The organism is Roseomonas aeriglobus (assembly GCA_016937575.1).
In the GTDB taxonomy this organism is placed as follows: domain Bacteria; phylum Pseudomonadota; class Alphaproteobacteria; order Sphingomonadales; family Sphingomonadaceae; genus Sphingomonas; species Sphingomonas aerigloba.
In genome coordinates this window covers 3310787-3335503 of the sequence record JAFHKN010000002.1, presented here as the reverse complement: position 1 = coordinate 3335503, position 24717 = coordinate 3310787, and the positions used below count along the sequence as shown (strand labels likewise).

27 protein-coding genes are annotated in these 24717 nt (G+C 65.0%); 24 read left to right on the top strand and 3 right to left on the bottom strand.

From position 1 onward, the window contains the following. The first annotated feature begins 110 nt into the window (after nucleotides 1–110). From JW805_16285 to JW805_16265, 5 genes are all read left to right on the top strand, one after another. The gene (locus JW805_16285; protein ID MBN2973566.1) at nucleotides 111–881 is read left to right on the top strand and encodes a catechol 1,2-dioxygenase; all 771 of its coding nucleotides are present in this window, start codon (nucleotides 111–113) and stop codon (nucleotides 879–881) included. Between the two features lie 333 nt (nucleotides 882–1214). Beyond that, nucleotides 1215–2054 (top strand): enoyl-ACP reductase, encoded by an 840-nt coding sequence (locus JW805_16280; protein ID MBN2973565.1) that lies wholly within the window; start codon nucleotides 1215–1217, stop codon nucleotides 2052–2054. A 95-nt stretch (nucleotides 2055–2149) separates the two neighbouring features. Next, nucleotides 2150–2905: a LuxR family transcriptional regulator gene (locus JW805_16275; protein ID MBN2973564.1), complete on the top strand. Its 756-nt coding sequence runs from the start codon at nucleotides 2150–2152 to the stop codon at nucleotides 2903–2905. Nucleotides 2906–2973: 68 nt separating this feature from the next. After that, a complete protein-coding gene (locus JW805_16270) occupies nucleotides 2974–3579 on the top strand; it encodes a hypothetical protein (GenBank protein ID MBN2973563.1) in 606 nt (201 codons plus the stop codon). Beyond that, on the top strand, nucleotides 3576–4439 hold the full coding sequence (locus JW805_16265) for a phytanoyl-CoA dioxygenase family protein (protein MBN2973562.1): 864 nt from the start codon (nucleotides 3576–3578) through the stop codon (nucleotides 4437–4439). Before JW805_16270 ends, JW805_16265 begins: the two co-directional genes overlap by 4 nt. Nucleotides 4440–4708: 269 nt before the next feature. Here JW805_16265 and JW805_16260 read toward each other — a convergent pair whose 3' ends face one another. Together JW805_16260 and JW805_16255 are read right to left on the bottom strand one after the other, a co-directional pair. Continuing rightward, a complete protein-coding gene (locus JW805_16260; GenBank protein MBN2973561.1) occupies nucleotides 4709–4951 on the bottom strand; it encodes a hypothetical protein in 243 nt (80 codons plus the stop codon). Between the two features lie 259 nt (nucleotides 4952–5210). Continuing rightward, a complete protein-coding gene (locus JW805_16255; GenBank protein ID MBN2973560.1) occupies nucleotides 5211–5417 on the bottom strand; it encodes a helix-turn-helix transcriptional regulator in 207 nt (68 codons plus the stop codon). 86 nt (nucleotides 5418–5503) lie between these two features. Between JW805_16255 and JW805_16250 the strand changes: the two genes are divergently transcribed. The 5 genes from JW805_16250 to JW805_16230 all read left to right on the top strand — a co-directional run bounded on the left by JW805_16250 (nucleotide 5504) and on the right by JW805_16230 (nucleotide 10468). After that, a complete protein-coding gene (locus tag JW805_16250; GenBank protein ID MBN2973559.1) occupies nucleotides 5504–5767 on the top strand; it encodes a DUF2285 domain-containing protein in 264 nt (87 codons plus the stop codon). Between the two features lie 369 nt (nucleotides 5768–6136). Continuing rightward, complete coding sequence (locus JW805_16245) at nucleotides 6137–7108, top strand: DUF1738 domain-containing protein (protein MBN2973558.1); 972 nt, start codon at nucleotides 6137–6139, stop codon at nucleotides 7106–7108. Then, nucleotides 7105–7515: a DUF2958 domain-containing protein gene (locus tag JW805_16240; GenBank protein ID MBN2973557.1), complete on the top strand. Its 411-nt coding sequence runs from the start codon at nucleotides 7105–7107 to the stop codon at nucleotides 7513–7515. Before JW805_16245 ends, JW805_16240 begins: the two co-directional genes overlap by 4 nt. A gap of 122 nt (nucleotides 7516–7637) precedes the next feature. Then, nucleotides 7638–9410 (top strand): ParB N-terminal domain-containing protein, encoded by a 1773-nt coding sequence (locus JW805_16235; protein MBN2973556.1) that lies wholly within the window; start codon nucleotides 7638–7640, stop codon nucleotides 9408–9410. A gap of 167 nt (nucleotides 9411–9577) precedes the next feature. Further along, nucleotides 9578–10468, top strand: coding sequence for a hypothetical protein (locus JW805_16230; protein ID MBN2973555.1), 891 nt, complete (start codon nucleotides 9578–9580; stop codon nucleotides 10466–10468). 48 nt (nucleotides 10469–10516) lie between these two features. Here JW805_16230 and JW805_16225 read toward each other — a convergent pair whose 3' ends face one another. After that, a complete protein-coding gene (locus tag JW805_16225) occupies nucleotides 10517–10732 on the bottom strand; it encodes a hypothetical protein (protein MBN2973554.1) in 216 nt (71 codons plus the stop codon). A gap of 381 nt (nucleotides 10733–11113) precedes the next feature. Between JW805_16225 and JW805_16220 the strand changes: the two genes are divergently transcribed. The 14 genes from JW805_16220 to JW805_16155 all read left to right on the top strand — a co-directional run bounded on the left by JW805_16220 (nucleotide 11114) and on the right by JW805_16155 (nucleotide 24687). Next, nucleotides 11114–11413, top strand: a complete 300-nt coding sequence (locus JW805_16220) for a DUF736 domain-containing protein (protein ID MBN2973553.1) — start codon at nucleotides 11114–11116, stop codon at nucleotides 11411–11413. A 275-nt stretch (nucleotides 11414–11688) separates the two neighbouring features. After that, nucleotides 11689–11919, top strand: coding sequence for a helix-turn-helix domain-containing protein (locus JW805_16215; protein MBN2973552.1), 231 nt, complete (start codon nucleotides 11689–11691; stop codon nucleotides 11917–11919). 68 nt (nucleotides 11920–11987) lie between these two features. After that, on the top strand, nucleotides 11988–12497 hold the full coding sequence (locus tag JW805_16210; GenBank protein MBN2973551.1) for a S26 family signal peptidase: 510 nt from the start codon (nucleotides 11988–11990) through the stop codon (nucleotides 12495–12497). Continuing rightward, nucleotides 12485–13093, top strand: coding sequence for a lytic transglycosylase domain-containing protein (locus JW805_16205; protein ID MBN2973550.1), 609 nt, complete (start codon nucleotides 12485–12487; stop codon nucleotides 13091–13093). Before JW805_16210 ends, JW805_16205 begins: the two co-directional genes overlap by 13 nt. 232 nt (nucleotides 13094–13325) lie before the next feature. Then, nucleotides 13326–13685 (top strand): hypothetical protein, encoded by a 360-nt coding sequence (locus JW805_16200; protein MBN2973549.1) that lies wholly within the window; start codon nucleotides 13326–13328, stop codon nucleotides 13683–13685. A 242-nt stretch (nucleotides 13686–13927) separates the two neighbouring features. After that, nucleotides 13928–15892, top strand: coding sequence for a relaxase/mobilization nuclease and DUF3363 domain-containing protein (locus tag JW805_16195; GenBank protein MBN2973548.1), 1965 nt, complete (start codon nucleotides 13928–13930; stop codon nucleotides 15890–15892). A 128-nt stretch (nucleotides 15893–16020) separates the two neighbouring features. Next, entirely contained in the window at nucleotides 16021–17256 is a 1236-nt protein-coding gene (gene dcm, locus JW805_16190; protein MBN2973547.1) for a DNA (cytosine-5-)-methyltransferase, read from the top strand. Then, nucleotides 17249–17713 (top strand): DNA mismatch endonuclease Vsr, encoded by a 465-nt coding sequence (gene vsr / locus JW805_16185; GenBank protein MBN2973546.1) that lies wholly within the window; start codon nucleotides 17249–17251, stop codon nucleotides 17711–17713. Before dcm ends, vsr begins: the two co-directional genes overlap by 8 nt. Before the next feature lie 618 nt (nucleotides 17714–18331). Next, nucleotides 18332–18994 (top strand): hypothetical protein, encoded by a 663-nt coding sequence (locus JW805_16180; GenBank protein MBN2973545.1) that lies wholly within the window; start codon nucleotides 18332–18334, stop codon nucleotides 18992–18994. Further along, nucleotides 18991–20874, top strand: a complete 1884-nt coding sequence (locus JW805_16175; protein ID MBN2973544.1) for a DEAD/DEAH box helicase — start codon at nucleotides 18991–18993, stop codon at nucleotides 20872–20874. The genes JW805_16180 and JW805_16175 overlap by 4 nt, the downstream gene beginning before the upstream one ends. Nucleotide 20875: 1 nt before the next feature. Then, nucleotides 20876–21295, top strand: coding sequence for a hypothetical protein (locus JW805_16170; protein MBN2973543.1), 420 nt, complete (start codon nucleotides 20876–20878; stop codon nucleotides 21293–21295). Between the two features lie 23 nt (nucleotides 21296–21318). Beyond that, the gene (locus tag JW805_16165; GenBank protein MBN2973542.1) at nucleotides 21319–22932 is read left to right on the top strand and encodes an ATP-binding protein; all 1614 of its coding nucleotides are present in this window, start codon (nucleotides 21319–21321) and stop codon (nucleotides 22930–22932) included. Further along, nucleotides 22922–23791: an HNH endonuclease gene (locus tag JW805_16160; GenBank protein MBN2973541.1), complete on the top strand. Its 870-nt coding sequence runs from the start codon at nucleotides 22922–22924 to the stop codon at nucleotides 23789–23791. The genes JW805_16165 and JW805_16160 overlap by 11 nt, the downstream gene beginning before the upstream one ends. After that, nucleotides 23788–24687: a putative phage abortive infection protein gene (locus JW805_16155; protein MBN2973540.1), complete on the top strand. Its 900-nt coding sequence runs from the start codon at nucleotides 23788–23790 to the stop codon at nucleotides 24685–24687. The genes JW805_16160 and JW805_16155 overlap by 4 nt, the downstream gene beginning before the upstream one ends. Nucleotides 24688–24717 lie beyond the last annotated feature (30 nt).

The following is a 24717-nucleotide window of genomic DNA, read 5'->3' as shown; positions in this document are numbered from 1 at the left end:
TGCCAAGAGTTCCGGACGAGCGAGCATGGGCCTAACGGGAACAAAAGCCGAAGCTCCACTGCAGAGGAAGCGTGCCGCAGCAGGCGGGCGCAAGAACCGCGGAGAGCATAATGTCTGATTCGGAACGAATTGCAAAAATTGTCGACGAGCTATCCCAAGCCGTTGCCGAAGTTCTGGCGCGAAACGAGGTCGATCGCGAGCAGTACCGCGAAGGCGTGCAGTTCCTTGCGCGCGTGCAGGCTGAGCGTGAAATCCCGCTATTGGTCGATCTCTTTATCGAGCATCTGGTCGTTAAGGCCGAGGACAAGCGAGGTCGCAACTCTTCCCAAGCTATTCAAGGGCCGTATTTCATTGAGGACGTGCCGTGGGTGAGCGGCGCTCTTAAGGTCTCTCCGGAGGACAATGGCGAGCCGCTGATGATCCGCGGTCGGGTAACTGCGCCGAACGGCGCGCCAATCGAAGGCGCAACCGTCCATATTTGGCATTCTACGCCCGATGGCGCCTATACGGGGTTTCACAAGGGCATGTCCGCCGATCTCTACCGGGGGCGCGTCAGGTCTGCCGCCGACGGCACGTTCCAGGTCGCGACCACGATGCCAGTACCTTACACGATCCCCGATCAGGGGCCCGTCGGCGGATTGTTGAGCATGATGGGTCGACACTGCTGGCGGCCTGCCCATGTACATTTCAAGCTCCGCGCCGATGGTTACCGTGACCTGACGACGCAAAGCTATTTCGCCGGCGGCAAATGGGTCGACGACGATTGCGCTGGCGGCATCGTCGATGACCTGATCTTCGCGCCGGTGCTTGAGGACGGCAAGAAGGTTCTCCAGATCGACTTCGTGCTCGATTTTGCCAGGTCGGCTGCCGAGGCCGCTTGAAGTGCACAATTATGGAAGCTCTGAGGGAAATCGGCATGAAATGGTAACCCGGAAGGTGGAAGCAGGTTTCGTCGTGTTCCATACTGGTCATGTCCGCCTGACGTTTGCTCCGGGTTGCCTTTCGGCCTGCTTCAGCACCTCACTGCGGGCATCAGGCAGCTCTTTATGCACATCAGGTACAGTTGCGCGTTGCGCGAACGAAGCCGATTGCAAGCTTTCGCTTCGCGCGCCCAACAGCAACAGCGCCCGGGACTTGTCTGCTATTTGCGAGGCCCCCAACATGCCGAAGCGAACGTCGTCATCTTCGTGTCCCGAGCAGACTGAGCACAAGATATGACGGTTCCCACGTCGACGCTTATGGCCGGGAAGACCGGGTTGATCATGGGTGCTGCCAACGAGAAGTCTCTCGCCTGGGCGATCGCGCTTGGCGTTGAACGAAGCGGCGGCAACTGCATCATGTCATTCGCCAACCCGGCGGTCGAGAAACGACTGACGCGACTGGTCGGTCAGAGGAATTGGCCGATGATCCCCTGCGACGTCGGTGACGATACTTCCATCGACGAAGCATTCGAGGCTCTAGCCGCACATCTCCAGGGTCGACCGCTCGATTTCCTCGTGCATGCCATTTCCTACTCGGACAAGGAGGAGTTGCGCGGCGCTTTTCTCGACACGACCCGTAGCAATTTCCGAAAGACCCTCGACATCTCATGCTACAGTCTTGTGGCCGTTGCACAGCGTGCGGCGACGCTCATGACTGACGGCGGGGCGATCCTCACCTTGACCTATCTGGGCTCAGAGCGGGTTATTCCCAACTACAATGTCATGGGCGTGGCAAAGGCGGCACTCGAGGCCAGCGTCAGATATCTTGCTTCGGATCTGGGTGCCCGCGGGGTGTCGGTAAATGCTTTGTCTGCGGGCCCGATCCGCACCCTCGCATCAAGCGGTATCGATGATATCCGCGCGATCGTCAGTTGGACAGAGCACAACAGCATGCTGCGACGGCAAACGACGCTCGAAGACGTGGCGGGCGCGGCGATTGCCCTTATCGGGCCGCTTGGTCGAGGAGTGACCGGCGAACTCGTCCACGTAGATGGCGGCTATCATGCAACCGGAATGGTGAATCTCGATCGGATCGGGGAAAGTGCGGCACTTCTCGCCGCATTGCACGACTAGCTCGCTCGCCGCCGTGGCGCGTCGAGTATCACGGCAAGGGGCATGCCAAAGGAGTAATCGGTCAACCGAGTCTGGGCTGAATGCCTCGATCCACAATGGCCTCGGAATCGCAGTTTGCTGAGGACTTCCTCGCGGCGGTCCGCGCGACCGCGTCGGAGAGCGAACTGTGCGCGCTGATGGTGGCTGCCACTCGTGAACTCGGTTTTCGCCACTATGCGCTGATTCATCATTCGGCACCTAGCGACGACAGCTTCGGTCGCGTCGACATGAAGGATTACCCGCAAGCCGTCGAAAAGAGGCTCTTCCAAGAAGGCCATTTCCGTCGCGACCCGATCCTTCGAGCCTGCCTTTTTGCCGACAGTGCTTTCCTCTGGAGCGATCTCGATCGCTACATCGACTTGGATCGTCGCGATAAGGCATCGCTGGCTTTTGGCCTTGCACTTGGTCTCAACCAGGGCATCACCGTGCCCTGCGTGCTGCTCGGCGATTGTATTGGATCGTGCACGTTTGCTGGGACAAGGCACCCAGACCTCGCCCAACGGCGACTGGGTGTAGTTCAGGTCGCAGGCATATTCGCGTTCCAGGCCGCACGCCGCCTCTCGGGCGCGGCGCATCGGCGGTTCCCGCCACCCCAGCTCCACCCGCGACCTCGCGACTGCGTCGTTCTTGCCGGACGGGGGCTCAGCAACAAGGAAATCGCCCGAGCACTCGCGCTGTCTCCTCGGACGGTCGACGGATACCTCACCGAAGCGCGGGAGATGTTCGGCGCACATGACCGCACCGAACTCGTCGTCAGCGCGGTGCTCGCCGGCGAGGTCGGGCTCCACGAATTGCGCCGTCAACCCGAGTAATCACTCGGCCTGCAGGCAGCTGTGAGAAGCTGCATCCTTGGCTCCATCACAGTCTCGGGAGCCTTCTCATGATCCATGTCGTCGATGATCACCTCGCGGCTGCAAAGCGGCCTTTGCTTCAGTCGATGTTCGCCGATCGCAAGAGGCTGTTTGTCGATCTGTTCGGCTGGGATGTGCCCGTCGTCGACGGGAAATATGAAATGGATCAGTTCGACAATGGCCATACGGTTTACCTGATCGCGGACGACGGTGAGGGGCGGCATGCTGCTTCGATCCGGCTCTACCCGACGAGCGAGCCTCATATGCTCGGGACGCTCTTCGCTCACCTGTGCCCGCTGGGGGTGCCGGCTGATCCTCGCACCTGGGAGAGTTCGAGGCTGTGCCTGCCGCAGCGTCACGGAGCCGATGAGCGGCGGCGCCTCCGCAATGCCTTGTTCAGCGCGATGGTTGACGTTGCGCTCGCTCGCGGAATCGATCGCTACACCGGGGTCATTCCCGAGGCATTCCGCAAGGAGGTGTTGGCGATGGGCTGGCGCGCAGAACCGCTGGGGCCTGCCGTGCGCATCGCAGGAGGTCCCATCGGTGCGTTCCTGATCGCGATCGATCGCGACACGCCCGAGCGCCTCAGCTGGACCGGCGTGTATATGAAAACACTGAACGGGGCGGCCGCATGACCGGCGTCGACACCTGCGCGGCCATCCTGGCACGCGACGGCTGGTGCATCTTCGGCCGCGCTGTCGATCCCAATCTCATTGGGCGCATTGATGCCGAGCTCGATGCCCGCTTTGCGGGCACTCCGCTTTGTCAGGGCGCCTTCTACGGCGAACGTACCAAGCGGTTCGGCTCGTTGCTCACGCGCTCCCGAGGCATTGCGCAACTGGTGATGCACCCGCTCGTGCTCGCGGTCGTCGAGCAGGCCCTGCTGCCCTCATGCGAGCGGATCTCCCTGAACCTCACCCAGGCGATCGAAATCCATCCCGGTGCGCTACCGCAGCTGCCGCACCGAGACCAGGATATGTGGGGAGGCCCAAAAGGCGGCATCGAATACCTCGTCAACGTGATGTGGCCGCTCACCACCTTCACGCGGACGAATGGCGGGACGCGCTTGTGGACAGGCAGCCATATCGACGACCCGGATAGCCTGCTACCTGAAGATGACAGCGTTGTGCCCACGGTCCTGCCCGGCGACGCGCTCATTTTCCTCGGCTCGACGCTCCATGGCGGCGGCGGCAACGCAGGTTCCGCGCCTCGTCGAGGCATCGTGATCAGCTACTGTCTCGGCTGGCTGAAGCCGTTCGAGCTGCAATGGCTGGTCTATCCACCGGCGGTCGCGCGGCGGTTCAGTCCGGACTTGGCCGCGCTCGTCGGCTACGCCCAGCATCGCCCGAACCTCGGCAATGTTGAGGGGCAGTCGCCTGCTATCCTCCTCGCCGACGACGTGCCCGATTACCTCCCGGCGATAGACGCGCTCAGACCGGATCAGACCGCATTGGCCGCCGCATTCGTTCGCGGTCAACGAGGCGGACGGGACTAGCGTGACTCGCGGCCTCGATCCGGCAGCCTATGATGCGATCCTGAGGTACGGACCCGGTGCGCTCGCTTGGGAAGTACTACGTCGCGACCCGGAATATCACGCTGCTTATGCGGAACTCCGGGTGCCGCCGGTCCAAGCGGTTGCTGCAGACGCCGACTTTACTGCGCGCTGGGGGTTGCACTTTCGCTGAAGATCCAAGGTACAGCTGCGCAAACGTACGGCCGCTTTGGTCGGCGGACGTTGACCCGCGCGTTCTTGCGGTGCGCGCCTCATTTAGCCGAGGCCGGGAAGAGCGCGCCTTCGAATTCAGAGAGGTCGACCGCGTCGTTCGTAGTCGAGCGGGCGAACACGTGCTGATTGATCGCGACGGCCCGCCGTTTCGACTGGACATCATCGAAGGCACCGTGCTGGCGGGGCCGGCTTCGCTGCGATTCGACCTGCCAGACGATCACCTCCTCGAGGAGAAGCTTGCCGTCATTTACGCCTTCGTCGGGAGTCGGGTCGTCACCCATCGACATCTTCGGCTGGCCGACAGGCTCCTGGCGCTCCACGCCGCAGACGCTCGCACGGCTGGGGCAAGCCTCCGGGAGACCGCCGAACTCATCCTAGGGCCGGGGGACTGGCCAGGTGATGGCGAGTATCGGAAATCTCTGGTCCGTCGGATGATAAGCTGTGGCGAGAGAATGGTTCAGGCTGGTCCACACATCGTTAAAGCGGGATCACGCTGGAACATTATGCAGCTGACGCGGGCAAGTCCAAAACTCGGGTAGATCACGACATAATGAGCTTACACGGATCGGCTTCGAGTGCGGCGGCGAGCTTTCCAAGCACAGTAACGCTGGCGGAAACCCGCCCTCTCTCGATAGAACCGATGTAGCGAAGGCTAAGGCCGGTCAGCCCAGCTAGATCTTCCTGGGTCAGTCCCTTCTCATGGCGAATTCTTCGCAAATTTGTGGCCAGAACGTCCTTGAGATCCATGCCAAGTGGATCACGGAATGGGAACGAAAGTGCTAGGAACGATAGTTCCTATTCGCTAAGTAGGTCCCTTGAGACGAGGATCATTGATGGACAGCATCGACTGGCGTGCACCAAGCGGCGAGAAAGTGGTCGACTATGACAGAAGGAACCTCGCACTCTACGCCGCGCTGCTCGAGGCCGATGATGCCGGGCGTGATTGGCGCGATGCCGCAGCCACACTCATGCAACTCGACATAGCCCACGAGGAGGCCGAGACCTGCTGGCGATCGCACCTCGAACGGGCGCGCTGGATCGTCGGCGAAGGACTCGCGACCGCTCTTGTCGCGTTCAATGCGCGGATGACGCAATAGCCTTGCAACACTGATCTCGGCGCCTCGCACCAGGGTGCGACCGCGCTCTACTCAGACCGCCGCAGGCGGTCTTCGCCGAGTCCCGTACCGGGTCTCGGCCGTCCGGTGACGATCGCTGGCGTGGCTGCGGACGCCGCGCGTCTGCGCGGCGGCGTTGTTTTTGTGCCTCTCCCGGTACGGCGGGTGCGGGCGGCGCTCCCGGCTAGGCCCGACGCGGCCTGCGGCAACCCTCGCTCGCGCTCGGGTGCTCCTCTTCGTTCCGCCCTGCGGTGCCGCCGGCCACTGAGCCGGGCCTCTTGGTCGCGTCTCGCCGCCCACCCCGCCTTCCGGGGAGGCTTGCTGCTTTTTGGGTGGCGATGGAGGACCGCGATGCGCAAAGCTACCAGCCGCCGTGCCCGCCGAGAGGTTGCGGGCGAGGATCGTCAACCCGAGAACCGCGCCAACCTCTATGACGAGGTGACCGCCCGGATCATCGCCGAGCTTGAGGCGGGGCGGTTTCCATGGGTCCAGCCGTGGGGACGAACCGGCGGGACCGGCCCCGGCCTGCCGCGCAACGCGCTCACCGCCCGGAGCTATTCGAGCGTCAATATCCTGATCCTGTGGGGCGCGGTGATCGAACATGGCTGGCCGTCGCAATCATGGCTGACCTTCCGGCAGGCACGGGAGGCGGGCGGCTGCGTCCGCAAGGGCGAGCATGGCGTGACCGTGGTCTATGCCGACCGCTTCACCCCCGAAGCCGAGAAGGAACGCGCCCAGCGCGACGGCGACGACCCCAAGGCGGTGCCGTTCTTGAAGCGGTTTACCGTGTTCAACGTCGCGCAGTGCGAGGGCTTGCGCGCCGGGCTGGCCTCCGATCCCGCGCCGTTGCCCGAACGCGAGATCGTGCCCGTTGCCGAGGAAGTTATTGCCGCATCGGGTGTCGATTTCCGCGTCGGCGGGGCCAAGGCATTCTATGCCCCCGAACCCGATTTCGTGCAGGTGCCGCCGCAGCCCGCTTTCTTCGACCAGATCAACTATTACCGGACCTGCCTGCACGAACTGACCCACGCCACCGGCCACGCCAAGCGGCTCGGACGCGACTTGAAGAATTCCTTCGGCAGCAAGGATTATGGGCGCGAGGAACTGGTCGCCGAAATGGGTTCGGCCTTCCTCTGCGCCGCGCTCGGCATCGTCCCCACCGTCCGCCATGCCGACTATATCGGCTCATGGCTGGAGGTGCTGCGCGAGGACAATCGCGCCATCTTCCGCGCCGCCAGCGCCGCGACCAAAGCCGCCGATTGGCTGCTCGCGCGGCATCGGGAAGCCCAAGAGGCGCGCGCGCAAGGGAGAATCGCAGCATGATCCTCCTCACCGCCGATCTTCGCTTCGCGCTACGCGCGAACGCCATCAACCACCGCGCCGCCCAGCGCGACGAGAAGCCCGAACCCGATCCCGTGCCGGTGCTGAAACTGTTCAATCCGGTGGGCGCGGCGACATGGCTTGCGACCGAACTGGACAGCGATGACGACACCCTGTTCGGCCTCGCCGACCTTGGCTTCGGATGCCCCGAACTCGGCTATTTCAGCCTGTCCGAGATCGCCTCGGTTCGCCTGCCGTTCGGCCTCGGCATCGAGCGCGATATCGGGTTCGAGACGCCGCACGCGCTGTCCGTTTGGGCCGATGCCGCCCGCCGAACCGGGTCGATCCTGTCCGCTCAACAGGAACTCCGCAGCGCCGGAGCCAACCAGCTTCCGCCACGAGGCGGATGAGGGTTCCCATCAAAGTACTACTTTGATGGGGTCCCTGACGCAGGCGGCCGTTCGCCGCCATTCGTAAGCCGATCCGCCATCCCGGAAAGAGCGACGGACCGGCACTCACAAGGAGTGACGTCATGAAACTCGAATTCATCGACATTGGCAACATCGACGACAGCGCCGTGAACATGCGCCACGGCAAGAAGGCGCCCGATGTGTCCGACATCCTGCCGACCGTGCGCAAGCGCGGCATCATCGTCCCCGTCATCCTGCGGCCCGGCGCTGCCGAAGGCCGGTTCGAACTCGTCGCCGGGCGGCGGCGCGTTCATGCCGCTCGCATCGCGCAGGCCGACGAGGGCGCGGACCCCGAGCTTGGCCGGGTGCCGTCCGCGATCATGGAGGCGGGCGACGATGCCGCCGCGCTCGAAGCCTCGCTTATCGAGAACTTGGCGCGGCTCGATCCCGACGAAGTCACCCAGTGGGAAACCTTCACCCGGCTGGTCAAGGAAGGCCGCGAGGTGGACGACATCGCCGCCACCTTCGGGCTTCCCGACCTCACCATTCGCCGCGTGCTGGCGCTCGGCAATCTGCTGCCGCGCATCCGCCAACTCTACCGCGACGAGAAGATCGACCGCACCACTGTCCGCCACCTGACCCTTGCCAGCAAGAGCCAGCAAAAGGCGTGGCTGGCGCTCTACGACGACCCCGACAACTACACGCCGACCGGCCATCAGTTGAAGGCATGGCTGTTCGGCGGGCAGTCGATCGCGGCGAAGGTGGCGCTGTTCGACCTCGCCACCTATGCGGGCGCGACCGTCGCCGACCTGTTCGGCGACGACCGCTATTTCGCAGACCCCGAGGCGTTCTGGACCGCGCAGAATGAAGCCATCGAGGCACGGCGCGCGGCCTATCTGGAGGACGGCTGGAGCGATGTCGTGATCGTCCCCGCGTCGGAGCATTTCCATTCGTGGGAATATGAGAAGGCCGCCAAGCGCAAGGGCGGGCGCGTCTATGTCGATGTCCGCTCGACCGGCGAGGTGACTTTCCACGAAGGCTATCTGACCCGCAAGGAAGCCCGCCGCGTCGCCAGCGGCGAGGCTCCCCAAGGCGCGAAGCCGCGGCGCCCCGAACTGACCTCGACCTTGCAGACCTATGTCGATCTGCACCGCCACGCCGCCGTCCGTGCCGCGTTGCTGACCCGGCCCGAGGTGGCGCTCCGCTTGATGGTCGCCCACGCTGTGGTCGGCTCGCATCTTTGGCGAGTGTCGCCGGAGCCGCAGACCACACGCAACGACGAGGTGCGCGAAAGCCTCGAAACCGCGCGCGGCGAAACGGTGTTCGACGAGCGCCGCCGCGCCGTGCTCGCCCTGCTCGGTTTCTCGTCCGAGGAGCCGACCGTGACCGGGGGAAACGGCGACGACTACGGCGTGGCGGGCGTGTTCCTGCGCCTCGTCGAGCTTCCCGATCCCGCCGTCATGGAGGTGATCGCGGTCGTTATCGGCGAGACGCTGGCGGCGGGCAGCGCCGCCGTCGCGGCGGTCGGCACCGAGATCGGCATCGACATGGCCGATTGGTGGCAGGCCGACGAGGCGCTGTTCGGGCTGATCCGCGACCGCGAGGTGCTGGGCCGGGTGGTCGCCGAGGTGGCAGGCGAGACGGTTGCCAGCGCCAATGCGGGCGAGAAGTCCAAGACCTTGAAGCGGATCATCGCCGACCATCTGGCGGGCAATGACGGACGCCCCAAGGTCGAGCGCTGGGTGCCGCGCTGGATGCAGTTCCCGCCGAGCGCCTACACCACGCGCGGCGGTGTCGGCACCGTCGCGGCCCACGCCAAGGTTGATGCCGCGCGCGATGTCGCGACCGTGCCGGAACCCGATGAGCAGGCCGAGCCGTTCGCCGAAGCGGCGTGATGGATGGCGGGCGGGGGTGACCCCGCCCGCCCTTAGGACCCCGAAAAATCGGCCGCGCGCCTCCGCCGTTCCGGGGTCGGCGCGCGGTTTTTTTCAATCTCGTTGATGCTGACGTGGTTCGCAAAGTCGGCCGTGCCCGGCTATGCCAGAGCCAGGGGGCATCTGAAATGTGGGCCGAGTTCAAGGAAAAGCCGTTCGAGACCTATTTTCTGGCCGAGATGGCCCGGCTCACCAACGTCCTGTTTTCACCGGACCAGAGCGATGAGGGAATCCTCGGATTCGATGGCGCGTTCTTTCTTCCGCTGCCCGAATATCGGGCATTCTTCCCGTTTGTCCGCGTCCGCCGTTGGCGACACTTCATCGGGATGACCGCATCGGAGATTGATGAATTCGGCCGTGCTCTCGACGCGAGATTACCGCCATTCAATCTTAATCTCTTCGTTCAGTACAAGCGGCCCGAATGGCTCCAACGCAGCAATGCAACCGAATGGGCAAGCTGGAACACGTCCTACTATCGCTACAGCATCGATCCGAAGCAGCAGGGGCTTCTGGAAAAGATCATGGCGGCAGCTGCCGGGCGCGCGGCTGTTGTCTATGCCGCACCCGCCTTCTGGGAAAGCAGTGACCTGTTCGACCTTGCCCGTGCCGGCGCCATCGTGACAAGCAGCAACATTGCGAGCGCGGGAATGCTGACGGGCCATCAGCGCTTTACCTACACCGCCCCCGGCAACTTCGGCATCGCCCATTCCGAGCCCGCAAATATCGAAGGCCCTTCGCTCGAAGCAATCCTGCGCGGCGGATCGGACGGCGAGAGGTTGCCTTTCACCAAGCATGTGAAGGCCACGGCCAATCTCATTGAGCGTGTGCTCGAGGAAGGATCGGACGATTTCGACGTGTGGCAATCGGCACGCGAGGCGATCTTCGGCGGCGAGATTGGCGATGCCTATACGCGCGCGCGGAGCTCCTGGATCGATGCCGTTGTTTCGATGGCCGCGTTCGTGCAGGCGTTTGACATTCGCGTCACAGCGGTCGGCACGGAGGTCGACGAAGCCGACTAGTCACGGAAACGGCTAGCAACGACCGCCCCGCCGACTTGAGGTCATGGATCAAGACCCCTTTGCCCGGATCACTTTCTTTGTGGCGCCGCAGATAGCACACGAGCCGATTTGCCGCTCGAAACCGCGCGTGCCGGCCAGTTCGCGCGCCTTGTGATTGGCGTGCTGGCGCACGGAAAGTCCGAGCCGTTCGCTGATACAGTCGTCGCAGATCGGCTCGGGCGACAGCCGTTCGATCAACCCGCGAACCTGATCCAGTACCGTCATCACATGCCCCCTGTCCGATCGTCTAGCGACGCCGAGCACGCAGGCCAACGGCCAAGTCGGGCGACAGCTTCCACCGTTTGGGGTCGGACGCCCCTTCGCGATTGCCGACGATCTGCCTGACCTTACCACCCCATTCCGTTCGTCCGCAGCCCGGCGGCCTTGATCGATTGCGGTCTGCCGCAGTCCGTCCTCTGGCGCGCAACGGCCACGCCGACCTTCTTCCCCGGCGCGGTGCCCGCGCCTTCCTCGCGAGGCAAGAAGCCCGGCTTCCGGCCGTCCTCCGCTTCGCTTCGGCCTGTCGGTGCGCACCGTCCGACCAGCGGCCTGACAACCGCATCGAGGCCGCATGGGGCGGCGTCGGAACATCGAATGGAGGTTATCATGGCACAGATCGGCACTTTCACCCGCGGTGAAGGCGGCGTCTACAACGGCGAAATCCGGACCCTGACGCTGCGCGTCAAGGCCAGCATCCGGCCCGTCGACCGCGAGAACGAGAAGGCCCCGGACCATCGCGTGAGTGCCGGCGGCGTCGAGTTCGGCGCAGGCTGGACCAAGGCGGCGCGCGACACCGGCGCGGAATATCTGAGCCTCAAGCTCGACGATCCGTCCTTCCCGGTGCCCATCTACGCCACCCTGACGCAGGGCGACAATGGCGAGCACAAGCTCATCTGGTCGCGCTGAACACGGTGCCCCGCGCGCTTCGGCGCGCGGGGTTCGAGCGGTGAGCCGGATTTGCCATAGCTCGCGAGGGACCTTGCAGGCGGGGGCGTCTGTTCGGTCCGCTTTCCGTCGCATGGGGCTTCGGACCCGTGCCACCCGGCCTAACCCGCACCGCTCCCACTGCGGGTGTGTCGAAAATCGCCCTTCGGCTTTCGACACTGCCCGCCCGGTGTTCCCGGCGGCATCCCCGGTGCCGTGATCGCACGGTTGCGATCCGCCGAAGGATGCCGACCCCCATGGATACCGACGACGACATCGCCCGGGCCAGCCGCGCCAAGCGCGGCTCGCCCTTCCTCAATACCGACCAGGCCGCCGCCTATCTCAAGATATCGACCCGGCTCCTGAAGCGTCTCCGCCGGGCCGGCAAGGGACCGGTCTTCCGGCGTCACAGCCGCTTCGTCCAATATCATATCGACGACCTAGACGCTTGGTCTGGCGAGCGGGCCGCACGCGAGATCGTGCAGTGACGGGCCGCCGCAACCGAGCTGGCGACACCCCGCCCCTCGCCTGGGGTGACGCGCTACGCGCCGACAAGATACGTCGCTCGAAGCTCCGCAAGCGTAGCGCGATCACCGGAGGCGGAATCGTCATTCTGCTCGCGAGCGCCGCCCTGCCGCCCGCGCCGCGCCTCGTCTGGAACGCCAGCGCCAGCGCGCCCGTCGGTCTCTATGGGGTATCGCCCGGCGCCGCCGTCGATCCCGGCGACATGGTTATCGCGCGCGTCCCCGAGCCCTTTCGTCGGCTCGCCGCGGAACGCCGCTACCTCCCGATGAACGTGCCACTGGTCAAGCGGGTGACGGCCATCGCCGGCGACGAAATCTGTGCCCTCGGGCAGGAGATCTTCGTCAACGGACGCTGGACGGCAGAACGCCGCGTCGCGGACGGCCAGGGCCGACCGATGCCGGCATGGTCGGGCTGCACCCGCCTTCGGGGCGGTCAACTCTTTGTGCTCATGGACAATCCGGCCTCGTTCGACGGGCGCTATTTCGGGGCGACCGAGGGCCGCGATGTCATCGGAAAGGCACGTTTGCTATGGCGCCGCTGAGGCTCGCAGCCACCGCGCTGGTGCTGTCCGTCGCAGTGCCAGCCCGCGCGGAATCGGTGGCCGACTGGCGGCCCTACATCACCGAAGCCTCGCTGCGGTTCGGCGTGCCGACCGCCTGGATCGAGCGGGTGATGCAGGCCGAGAGTCGCGGCCGGACCACGCTCGATGGCCGCCCGATCCGTAGCCGCGCCGGGGCGATGGGCCTGATGCAGCTCATGCCCGCGACGTGGGCGGCGATGCGACAGCGGCTCGGTCTCGGCGCCGATCCAGACGATCCGCGCGACAACATCCTGGCCGGCACCTTCTATCTGCGATTGATGTATGATCGCTTCGGCTACCCCGGCCTGTTCGCGGCCTACAATGCAGGGCCGGGCCGATATGCTGCCCATCTCGCGGGCGATCGCACCTTGCCTGCCGAGACCATCGCCTATCTGCAGAGCGTCGGCGGCGCGGCCAGTATCGCTCCCGCCACACCGATCGAGACACCGCGCGAGACCCTTTTCGTCGTGCGATACCACGCCTCTTCACAGCCGGAATTGCCCCCGTCCAAGCCATCATCGGCGACGCTTTTCGCGGTGCGGCGTGATGGTCAATGAGGTGAGGTTGCGCACGACCGAGAGGTTGGAGGCTCGTCTCGATAGACCCAGCATGACGGCTGGCGAAGCGGCTATCAAGGCCCGCGGGTGCCCCCCAATTTGCTGCGCAAATCGGTTCCCCCCACGTCCGCTTCGCGGCGCTGCGCTTCGCTCCGCGGCCCTGACAGCCGCTCCGCCACCCGTCCCTCAAACGCCGTTCTCGATGGTGAGGACGCAAGCGTTGGAGGTCATCATGGGCATGTATCAGAACATCGGAACGGCGTCGGATCGCGTGATGGCGATGCTGATGGCGGGTTTGGAAATCGAATTTGGACGCGGTGCAGGGGAGGCATTGGCGCATCGCTTTCTCGAAGCGGAGGAGACGGATTTTCTCTGGGATGCGCGGATCGAGGAGCGTTGGCTGGGGTCTTACGAGAGCATCGACGACGATGATCTGGAACTCGATCGGATAGCGATCTGCGGGCGGCTGGACGGTCGCTGGTTCGCAAGCGTGATGCTCGTGGATGGCGACGGAATGGCGCACGGGACGATACGAAAGCGCTTCTGCCGGTCCCGCAGATCGGCGCACGAAGCGATGGTCGATGCGCACTGATTGCGCATGGATCGACGGGGAGAGGCGGCGTCGGACCGGCGCTGCTTCTCCCCCTTTTTTGAGCCAGAAGGGTGAGGAAGAAGGGGAGAAGGGAAAACAAGATAAAGGCAGTGTCTCGCGACCCTGCTCAAGTGATTGTCTGCACATCGTATTTTCGCGAGACAAGCAATTGAGGGTGCGAGACTCCTCGGAAGAAAACTTCCGAAAACCGGTACTTCTCTTCCGAAATCGCGAGACTCGCTATGGATGATGACGAGTTCACGCCCAAGCTCGGCCGCACCAAAGGCAAGGACGGCAAGAAGGTGCTGCGCTACGGGAGCCGCATCGTCGTCGCCGCACGGCTCGCCGGGGCCAAGACAGGCATCGTCCGCCGTCGCTTCGACGGCAGCCGGATCGGTCGCGGCGCGAGCATCGGCAGGCTGCTGTCCAGCCGCGATCGCTTTACCGGCCTGCGCGCCCGTCGCGCGATCGTGAAGACCAGGCTCGTGCGGCTGGGCTCGAAGGGTCTGCCCGGTGCCCGCGCGCATCTGCGCTACATCCAGCGCGACGGGGTGACGCGAGACGGCGCGCCGGGCGAGCTCTACGGGCGGGAGGTCGATCAGGCCGACGGCAAGGCGTTCCTTGAGCGCTGCGACGGCGACCGGCACCAGTTCCGCTTCATCGTGTCGGCCGAGGACGGTGCGGAGTATGCCGACCTCAAGCCCTATGTGCGCCGGCTGATGACCCAGGCCGAGCATGATCTCGGCACGAAGCTCGACTGGGTCGCGGTCGATCACTTCAATACCGACCAGCCCCACACCCACATCATGCTGCGCGGCGTCGACGATCGCGGCGAGAATCTGATCATCGCCCGCGAATATATCGCGCATGGTTTCCGCGAGCGCGCGGCCGAGCTGGCGACGCTCGACCTGGGGCCGCGGACCGACCGCGAAATCCAGGAAAGGCTGCGCCACGATGTCGAGCAGGAGCGGCTGACCGCGATCGACCGTCGTCTGCTCCGTCGCATGGACGCAGAGCGCGTGGTCACTGCGGCCAGCAACGACCCGTTTCAGCAGTCCGTCACGGCGGGCCGCTTGCGCAAGCTTGGCGCGATGGGTCTGGCGGAAGATCTCGGGCACGGGCGGTGGCGCCTCGACGATGGCATCGAAGACACGCTGCGCCAGATGGGCGAGCGCGGGGACATCATCAGGACCATGCAGCGCGAGCTGACCGCGCGGAAGCTCGACCGCGCCGGGGTAGACCGGCGCATCCACGAGCGGCTCGATCAGCCGATCGTCGGGCGCGTCATCCATCGGGGATTCTCGGACGAGCAGCGCGACCGTCACTATCTGATCGTCGACGGTGTCGATGGCCGCGTCCATTACCTCGACATCGGGCGCGGAGATAAGGTCGAGGCCACGCCTGAGGGATCGATCGTCCGGGCCGCACCCCGGAGCGTCGGCGTTCGCGACGCCGACCGGACGGTGGTCGAGGTCGCCGCCGCCAATGGCGGCCGCTATTCGGTTGACGGTCACCTACGCCACGATGCCAGCGCCACGCAGGGCTTCGCCGAGGCCCATGTTCGCCGCCTGGAAGCGATGCGGCGCGCGGGCGTCGGCGTCGAGCGCGATGCCGACGGGACCTGGTCGATCGCAAAAGACCATCTTGACCGGGTGGCCGCTTACGAAGTGCGCGGTCTTCGCGACCAGCCTGTGACGATCGAGACCCTATCGTCACTGCCGCTCGCCCGGCTGGGAACGGCCGACGCTGCGACGTGGCTCGACCGGGAAATTGGCGCTGCGTCACCGCTGCCGATGCGCGATGCAGGCTTCGGACGTGAGGCGCGGTCAGCGCTGGACGCGCGCCGACAGTGGCTGGTCGAGCAGCAACTCGCCGATGCGGACCGGGGAACGTTTCGCCTTCGCGCAAACGCTCTCCTGCTGCTTCAGCGCCGGGAGTTGCTCGGTGCGGGTGAACAGCTTGCCGTGGAGTTGGGCAAGGCGTTCGTCGAAGCGCGGACCGGCGGCGGCGTCGAGGGTCGGCTGACCCGGCGCGTCGATTTCGCCGGCGGCCGGTTCGCGCTCGTCGAACAGTCGCGGGAATTTACGCTCGTGCCGTGGCGGCCGGTGCTCGAACGGCGGCTCGGCAGCAAGGTCAGCGGCCTGATGCGATCGGACGGGGTGAGTTGGCGGTTTGGGCGAGCGCGGGGCGGACCGGAGATATCCTGAAATTTCTTAGTCTGTCGGGCATCACTGCGACGCTACGCGCCTTTTATCGTGAAGATCATGTTTTGTTCTTGTTGATGGGGTTGGTTTCCGTCAATATGACAGAATAATTCCCAGGGTCGGAGGCCAGCATGACCGAATTCAGAGAACTTCGCGAGCGCGCGGGTCTGTCCATTGCCGAGGCGATCGCCCTGACGGGTTATGCGGAAAGTACGGTCTATCGTTGGGAGTCGGGGCGCGCACTGCCCCGGCCCGGCATCATCGAGCTGTTGCGGACAAAAGTCCGGAAGAACGAGCGTCGCAGCGCGGCTTTCACGTTCGTCGATCTGTTTGCGGGTATCGGAGGCCTGCGTCGCGGTTTCGAGAAAGCGGGCGGCGAGTGCGTCTTCACCAGCGAATGGGATGCCTATAGCCAGAAAACCTATCGGGCCAACTATCCCGACGACGATCATGAAATCGCCGGCGACATCCGGGAGGTCTCGGCGTCGGACATTCCGGATCATGACCTCCTGCTCGCGGGGTTTCCTTGCCAGCCCTTCTCGCTCGCGGGCGTATCGAAGAAAAACGCGCTCGGGAGACCGCACGGGTTCCGCTGCGACGCGCAAGGTACGCTGTTCTTTGACGTTGCCCGGATCATCGAGGAGCGCAGACCGCGGGCATTCGTGCTGGAGAATGTGAAGAACCTCGTCAGTCATGATGGTGGCCGGACCTTCCGGATCATCCATCACACGCTGCAGGAGGAGCTGAAGTACCGCGTCAAGGCGAAGGTCATCAACGCCCGCTCGCTTGTTCCCCAGCATCGCGAGCGCATCTTCATTGTCGGCTTCCGCGAGGACACCGATTTCAGCTTCGACGATCTCGAGCTTCCCGCGATCGACCGTGGCCCGCGTCTCGGCTCGATATTGCACCCCGGCGACGGCAGCGAGACGGCGGACTCGCATTTTACCGAAGGACCGCTGGCGAAGGTGTCATCCCGCTACACTCTGACTGAACATCTCTGGTCCTATCTGCAGGGCTATGCAGAGAAACACCGCGAGCGCGGCAACGGCTTCGGCTTCGGCCTCGTCGGTCCGACCGACGTCGCCCGTACCCTGTCCGCCCGCTACTACAAGGACGGATCGGAAATCCTCGTCCGCCAGCCCGGCCGCAAACCGCCGCGGCGGCTCACACCCCGTGAATGCGCCCGGCTCATGGGCTTCGACGAGCCGGACGGCAGCGATTTCAAAATACCCGTCTCCGACACACAGGCCTACAAGCAGTTCGGCAATGCCGTCGTCGTTCCGGTGGTCGAGCGCGTCGCCGACCTCGTCACCCCGTGGCTTACCGGGGAGGCGCGGCAACGGACACTGCGGATGCGCTTTGGCTGACATCCTCACCCCCGAAGCGCGCAGCGTCCACATGGCGCGCATTCGGGGAAAGGACACCCGGCCCGAGATGGTCATACGGCGCGGCCTCCACGCCCGCGGATTCCGGTACCGGCTTCACGCCGCCCTTCCCGGGAAGCCCGATCTAGTCTTTCCTGCGCGGCGCGCAGCGGTGTTCGTGAACGGCTGCTTCTGGCACGGGCATGACTGTCCATTGTTCCGGCTTCCGGGGACACGCCCCGACTTCTGGTCCGCCAAGATCGCCCGGAACCGAGAGCGTGACGCGGAGGTGCTCGCCATGCTGCATGCCAGCGGGTGGCGCACGCTCACCATCTGGGAGTGCAGCCTTCGCGGACGCGATCGCAGACCCGCCGAGGAAGTGCTTGACCTCGCGGGCAACTGGCTGTGCTCTTCGGCCAGCGAGGGGAATATCCGCGGGGGACTTGATGCCGGTCACTGATCTGCCGGACTGGGTGGGGGAACAGGCGTTGCCGGACAATGTCTGGTACGTGAAGCGGCTCGCCGCCAACGACACGCGGGCCACGAAGGGCAAACAGTATGGCCCCTATATTCCGAAGGACTTCCTGTTCCGGGTGCTGCCGTCGCTTGCGGGCGTGACCGACCCGAACCCCGAGGCGTTCATCGAGGCGTGCGTGGATTCACACCCCGACTGCAGGACGGTGCGCGTCGTGTGGTACAACAACAAGCGGACCGGCCTCCGTGTGCCGGGCCATGTCGGTCACAACTCCCGCGCCATCGACGATCCCGCGCGGCCCACCCGGAACGAGGCACGCATCACGCGATGGGGTGGTGTCCGGTCCGCCCTGATCGACCCCGACAGCACCGGCGCGCTCGCCGTGTTCGTCTTTGTGGGCGCCGGCACAGGCGACGATGCTCGCGCACTTCACGTATGGGTCACAGAAGGTCCGGGGCAGGAAGAGATCATCGAGGACATCGTCGGTCCAGTCGAGCCCGGGCGCGGCGTGCTCTGGCATCCGGGGTCGGTCTCCGATGGAGGCGCGTCCCCCGGCCGCTTCCTCACGAGCTGCAGCATGACCCGAGAGCAGATTCCGGAAGCATGGCTGCGCCGGTTCCCTACGCCAGACGAGATCGTGCAGCGCGCGGTCGACCTGCGCGCGCTGCAGGATCAACCCGCCGACGAGCGGCTCCTGCGGCGGCGGAAATGCGAGTTCGAGATCTTCCGCTCGGTCGAGCGAGAACTCGAGCTGCCCATGATCAGCGGCCCGTTCACTTCGCTCGACGACTTCCTCGACCGGTCGAAGACCATCCTCCAGCGGCGCAAAAAGCGCGCCGGCCGGTCGCTCGAGTTGCACGTCCGCGCGATTCTGCTGGAAGAGGCGTTCGTGGGGGCCGAGACTTCAACCATGATCAGCCCACCGACCGGCGCCTGCGCCCCGATTTCCTGTTCCCGTCGCAGGCGGCCTACCGCGATCCCGCCTTTCCCGCCGAACGGCTAAGGATGCTCGCCGCCAAGACGACGCTCAAGGAGCGCTGGGGCCAAGTGCTGCGCGAGGCCGACCGCATTCCGGTGAAGCACATCCTAACCCTGCAGGAAGGCGTGTCGGAATCGGATTTCCGCGAGATCACCGGCGCTGGCATTGTCCTTGTCGTCCCACAGGCGCTTCACCAGCGCTTTCCGAAGCCGGTACGATCGAGCCTGCTGACCCTGGAGGCGTTTCTGGCGGAGGTGCGGCTGCTGTCTCCGGAGCTGCGTGCATGAGACGGTGGATCCTGTCCGGCCGCACGCTCGGCCTCGGCGACGGCACGATCGACGAGATTCCCGATCCGGATTCCGCCTACGGCTCGCTGGTCGAGCGCCGTCCGGTCTGGCCGGATGTCGAACCGGGAATGACCGGAGACGCCACGCCGTTAAAGGCGTCGCGCTATCCGATCGTGGTCCGACTGGTCCTCGATCTCGTCGACGGCGCGCCTGCCACCCGAATCGTGGGTGAAGTCCGCGGCCGGAGCTTCGACCTCGAGCCCGCCGACCTCGACCACGGCCACTGCGTGATCGATGGTGTCTGGTATCCGCTCGAACCCGTATCGCGGGCCGAGGTCGCCGCTTCCGCGGCCGGAACCTCGATCGGACCACTGCACTCGGCGCGCCAACTGCTCGACCTCAAGAAAGCGGCCGCGGGGGACGGAGCGGTCGAGGATCGGACGTCGGGCGTCGCCATCCCGCCGCTGCTGCTCGCCGGCTTGCGTGGAGGCGCGCCCGGCGGCGTCAACGCGGTGCTTTATCCCTACCAAGCCGATGGATGGCGCTGGCTGGGGTTTCTCCTTGGCGAACGTATCGGCGGCTTCCTTGCCGACGAGATGGGGCTCGGCAAGACGCTGCAGGTCATCAGTGTAGTCAGTGACCCCGGCCCGGAGCCGCTGGGCCAGGTGCTTGTCGTCGCGCCGGGCTCGCTGCTCGAGAACTGGTGTCGCGAATTCCGGAAATTCGCGCCCGCGGTGCGCGTGCTCAAACATCATGGGCCGCGACGGACCGGCCGGCCGGCCGATCTCGCCGAATGGGATGTCGTGGTCACTTCCTACGACAATGTCGTGCGCGACCAGTCGCTGTTGCAGATGATCGAATGGGGGGCGGTCGTGATCGACGAGGCGCAGAACATCCGCAATCCCGACGCCATCCGCACGCGGTCGGTGAAGCGGCTGCGACGCCGCTCGGGGATTGCCGTCACCGGCACGCCCGTCGAGAACCGGCTGATGGACCTCTGGTCGATCATGGACTTCGTCATTCCCGGCTATCTCGGGACGAGCGTGGAGTTCGAACGGCAATTCGGTGACGACCATGACGGGGCGGCCTCGCTCGAGCCGTTCGTGTCGCCCGTCATGCTGCGCCGCCGGGTCGCGGACGTCGCGCAGGACCTCCCCGACCGGATCGACATCCCGCAGGTCGTCGAGCTCGACGAGGCCGAGGCGCGCGCCTACGAGGCGATCCGCCTGCGCATCGCTGCCGAATATGGGCAGGCGGCGACGTTGGTGTCGCTGACCCTGCTGAGGCAGTTCTGCGCGCATCCGATGCTTCTCGAGCGTGCCGCCAGCGGTGATCCGATGGACTTCTCGAAGTTCGCCCGCCTCGACGAGCTCCTCGCCGAGATCTTCGCGCTTGGCGAAAAGGCGATCATCTTCACCTCCTACAATCGCATGTCCGACATCATCCAGAACCATGTGCGCCGGCGGCATGGCGCGTTCACCGGCGCGATCGACGGCAGGCTGCCTATCCCTGAGCGCCAGCCGCTGCTCGACCGGTTCAGCGAAATCGAAGGCGCGGCGGTGCTCATCCTCAACCCGCGTGCGGGCGGCGCCGGCCTCAACATCACTGCCGCCAATCATGTCATCCACTACAACCTCGAATGGAATCCGGCGCTCGAGGACCAGGCCTCGGCGCGCGCGTACCGGCGCGGGCAGGAGCGGCCGGTGACGGTTCACCGGCTGTTCGTCGCCGACACCGTCGAAGAAGTCGTCGACGAACGCCTAACCCGCAAGCGCGGCCTGCAGGAGGCCGCCGTCGTCGGCGTCGAAGGCGCCGAGGAAGACTATGCCGATGTCGTGGCGGCGCTTGACCGGTCGCCCATCGCAAGACTGGAGATCTGACGTGACCGCACGCACCATTTCGAAGACGCTGAGCGCGAACGACACGGGCGACACCGGCGGCCACCAGGCCGGCATTCTCGTGCCGAAGGACCGCGAAATCCTGTCCTTTTTTCCGTCCCTCGACCCGGACGAACAGAATCCACGCTGTCTGCTCAACTTCGTCGACGAGAGCGGTCACTTCTGGGAATTCGCGTTCATTTACTACAACAACAGGCTGTTCGGCGGAACGCGGAACGAATACAGACTCACGCGGATGACCAAGTACATCCGGGAGGCGGGACTGGTCCCGGGCGATGACGTCCGGCTCAGCCGCAGCGCGGATGGCCGCTACAGCGTCGCGTACCAGCGCCGGCACCAGCCGCAGCGTTCGGCGACGGGCGCGCTGAAACTCGGTTCGGGCTGGCGCGTCGTGCCGCTCTGACCACACTGCCTCTGGGGGGACGAATGGATCTCGAAGAACAGTTTGACTGCCCGCCCGATCCGGAACGGATGATCGAGGGCCTGCGCGACACTGGGTACGAATTCGACACGGCGATAGCGGACATCGTCGACAACTCGATCGCGGCGAACGCCACGAAGGTCGATCTGACGCTCGCCCTAGACTGGCGGGGCAACATCCGCCTGTCGATCGCCGACGATGGCGACGGGATGGATCTCGAGGGGCTGAAGAACGCCATGCGCTATGGCGCAAGGAAGCGCCCCAACCCGGCGAGCCTCGGCAAATACGGTCTCGGCCTCAAGACGGCGTCGACAGCTTTCTGTCGGGCGCTCACGCTCGTGTCGCGTCCCTCCGGCGATGCGCCGACGCTGATGGCGACATGGGATCTCGATCATGTCGCGAAACAGCAGAGCTGGGCGCTGCTGCTGAGCAGCGACGTCGACGAGGAGGCGCAGGAGCATCTGGACTCGGTGGCTCCCGAGCATTCCGGCACTGTCGTGGTCTGGGGCAAGGTCGACCGCCTGCTGCCGGACTTCGCCAACAAGGCCGGAAAGCCTGCGCAGAAGGCGCTTGAACGCAAGGTTGCCAGCCTCCGCCAGCATCTGTCGATGGTGTACCAGCGGTTTCTCGATCCCAAGGACGGGAGGGCGCGGACCGTCGGCATCTCGGTCAACGGCATCGTGCTGAGGGCCTGGGATCCGTTCGTGCTGGGGCTGTCGGAGCTCGTCGGCACCGAGGACGTGCCGACCGAAAACGAAAAAGGCGAGGAGGCGACGTTCAGTCTCCGCGCCTACACGCTTCCGCGCCGTGAGGAGTTTCCGACTCCCGAGCAGGCGAAAGAAGCGGCACTGTCCTCCGATCGGCAGGGAATCTACGTCTACCGCGAGAACCGGCTGATCCACGAATCGGACTGGCTGGGCCTCTACCAGAAGGAACCCCACTACACGCTTCTGCGCGTGGAATTCTCGTTCGACCACCGCCTGGACGATGCGTTCCAGCTGGACATCAAGAAGTCGCAGATCATACTCGACGAGGCGCTCGCCACCTATCTGCAGGACCAGTTCCTGCCGGCACCGCGCCGCGAGGCCGACCGCCGCTATCGCGAAGGCCAGCGCCGCGAAACCCAGAAGAAAGCACAGGGCGCGCACGACACGTCGAACGCTAACATCAAGGACCATGAGGCCGACGCCGGCGGCGCCAAGGTCAGCGTGACCAATCCGGCCGCCGACGAGGCGGAGGTCGAGAACGCGCACGGCCGGTTCAAGCTCAAGATTCCGGTACGCTCGGCCGACAAGCCCGGCGAGGTCTTCGTCAAGCCGGTCGACAGCATTCCGAACGGCCTGCTCTACGAGCCCGCCATCATCGAGCGGAAGCGCGCCGTGCTGGTGAACACGTCGCACCCCTACTACCGCAAGGTCTACGTCCCAAACTTCAACCGCAGCGTGACCATGCAGGGCATGGATTCGCTGCTCTGGGCGCTGTCGGTCGGCGAGCTCTCGACCATGCGCGGCGACAAGACGCAGGACCTGTTCAAGGACCTCCGCTACGAGGTTTCGCGCATCCTCGAGAAGCTGGTCGAGGGCCTGCCGGAGCCGGAGCTCGAGCAGGATGCCGCCTGACGCCGAAGCGGTCGCCCGTGCGGTCTCGAGGGAAACAGGACTGACGTTCGAGGGCCGTGCCGGCCGTGACGACGGCGGCACGTGGATCGAGCTTCATCCGGCCGGCCATCTTGCCGCGGAGACATTCATCATCCGCACGGCGATCGGATGGCGCAGGCTCGACATCACCTTCGACCCCGGTGCCTTTGCACAGGAGCTGATCGCCGAAATGGGCCGTGCCGACACCATCGGCCGGGCCCTGCTCGGCGCCGTGCTGACCGACTGCCGCGATGACGGCGCCGCCGTCGAACTCGAGATCAACGGTGCTCCCGCCGATCCGGCCGACGATGCCATATGGTCGACCGAGTGGACCAGCGTGAAGCTGGCAGTGCGTCGCGGCATGCTGCCCATCAATGCGGGCGACGACGCCGGCGATATGCGCCTCGTCCAAGGCTGGACGGGCCGGGTTGCCGCCGCGGTAACGGCACTGCTGCCACTCGAGGAACAGATCGAGGATGCGCCGCTCCCCGATGTCGAAGGGCTGCCGGAAGGCGCCCGCATCCGGATCGAGGTCAACCGCTACGAGCGGGACCGTCGCAACCGAGCTGCGGCCTTGGCCATCCACGGATACTGCTGCAAAGCGTGCAGACTGGACATGGAACTGGTCTACGGGTTCGACGCAGCAGGCCTGATCGAGGTGCATCACGTCACTCCGGTGTCCGAGCTGGGTCCCGACTACATCATCGATCCCGCGACCGATCTGGTGCCTCTCTGTCCCAACTGCCACTCGGTCGCCCACCGTCGGAAGCCACCATTTTCGGTGGAGGAGATCGCGGCGATGCTGGCGGCCCGCCTGCCTGCAGCCGGAGAAGCGGAATGAACGAACCGAAGGGCCCGCTGCATCGACAGTTCCTGAAGCTGATCGACGGGGAGGAGCCGCGCGAAGCGCTCTACGTGCTGTTCCGTGTCGCCGCTGGCCTGACGGCGATCGTTCTGGTCGCCGATTTCGTCATGATTATGAGGATGACGCCAGGGGAGTTCGGAGACTTCTTCGGCGGAGTCCTCAATCCGTTGCTGACGTTCCTCACTTTCATGGGGCTGCTGATCACGATCATTCTCCAGCATACCGAGCTCCGGGAATCGCGAGAGGAGTTTGCACGGTCGGCAGACGCACTCGAGTTTCAGAACAAGGCCATTGAACGACAGAACTTCGAGGCCACTTTTTTCCAGATGCTCACGCTGCACAACACCATCGTCAGCTCGATCGATCTGCAGTCCAAGGATGGGATGGTCACGACCGGGCGGGACTGCTTCCGGGTATTCTACACGCGCCTCACCAAGCTCTACCGCGAAAAGCAGGAAAAGCCGCCGAGGGCGGGGGCGGGAGGTGACGCGGACCGGACAAAGGTTGTCGCTGCATACAACGACTTCTGGCGCGATCACCAGCTCGAGTTAGGCCACTACTTCCGCTATCTCTACAACGTCATCCGCTTCGTAAAGGAGAGCGGTGTCGGTAGCGCCCGTTATCTGAGACTGATCCGCGCGCAGCTGTCCGACCAGGAGTTGCTGCTGCTGTTCTACAACTGCTTGACACCGCAGGGAGAGAAATTCCGCGAGCTCGTCGAGGAATTCTCGCTGCTCGACAACCTTCCAAGGATCCGACTCCTCGAAAAGGAACACGCTTCATTCATTGACCCGAGTGCCTTCGAGAGACCGGCGGAAGAGGATCTGGAAGTTACGACGACGACCGAGACTGGAGATGTGGCCGACGCCTGATTCGGCACCGGGAAACAAGGCTTCGCCCTT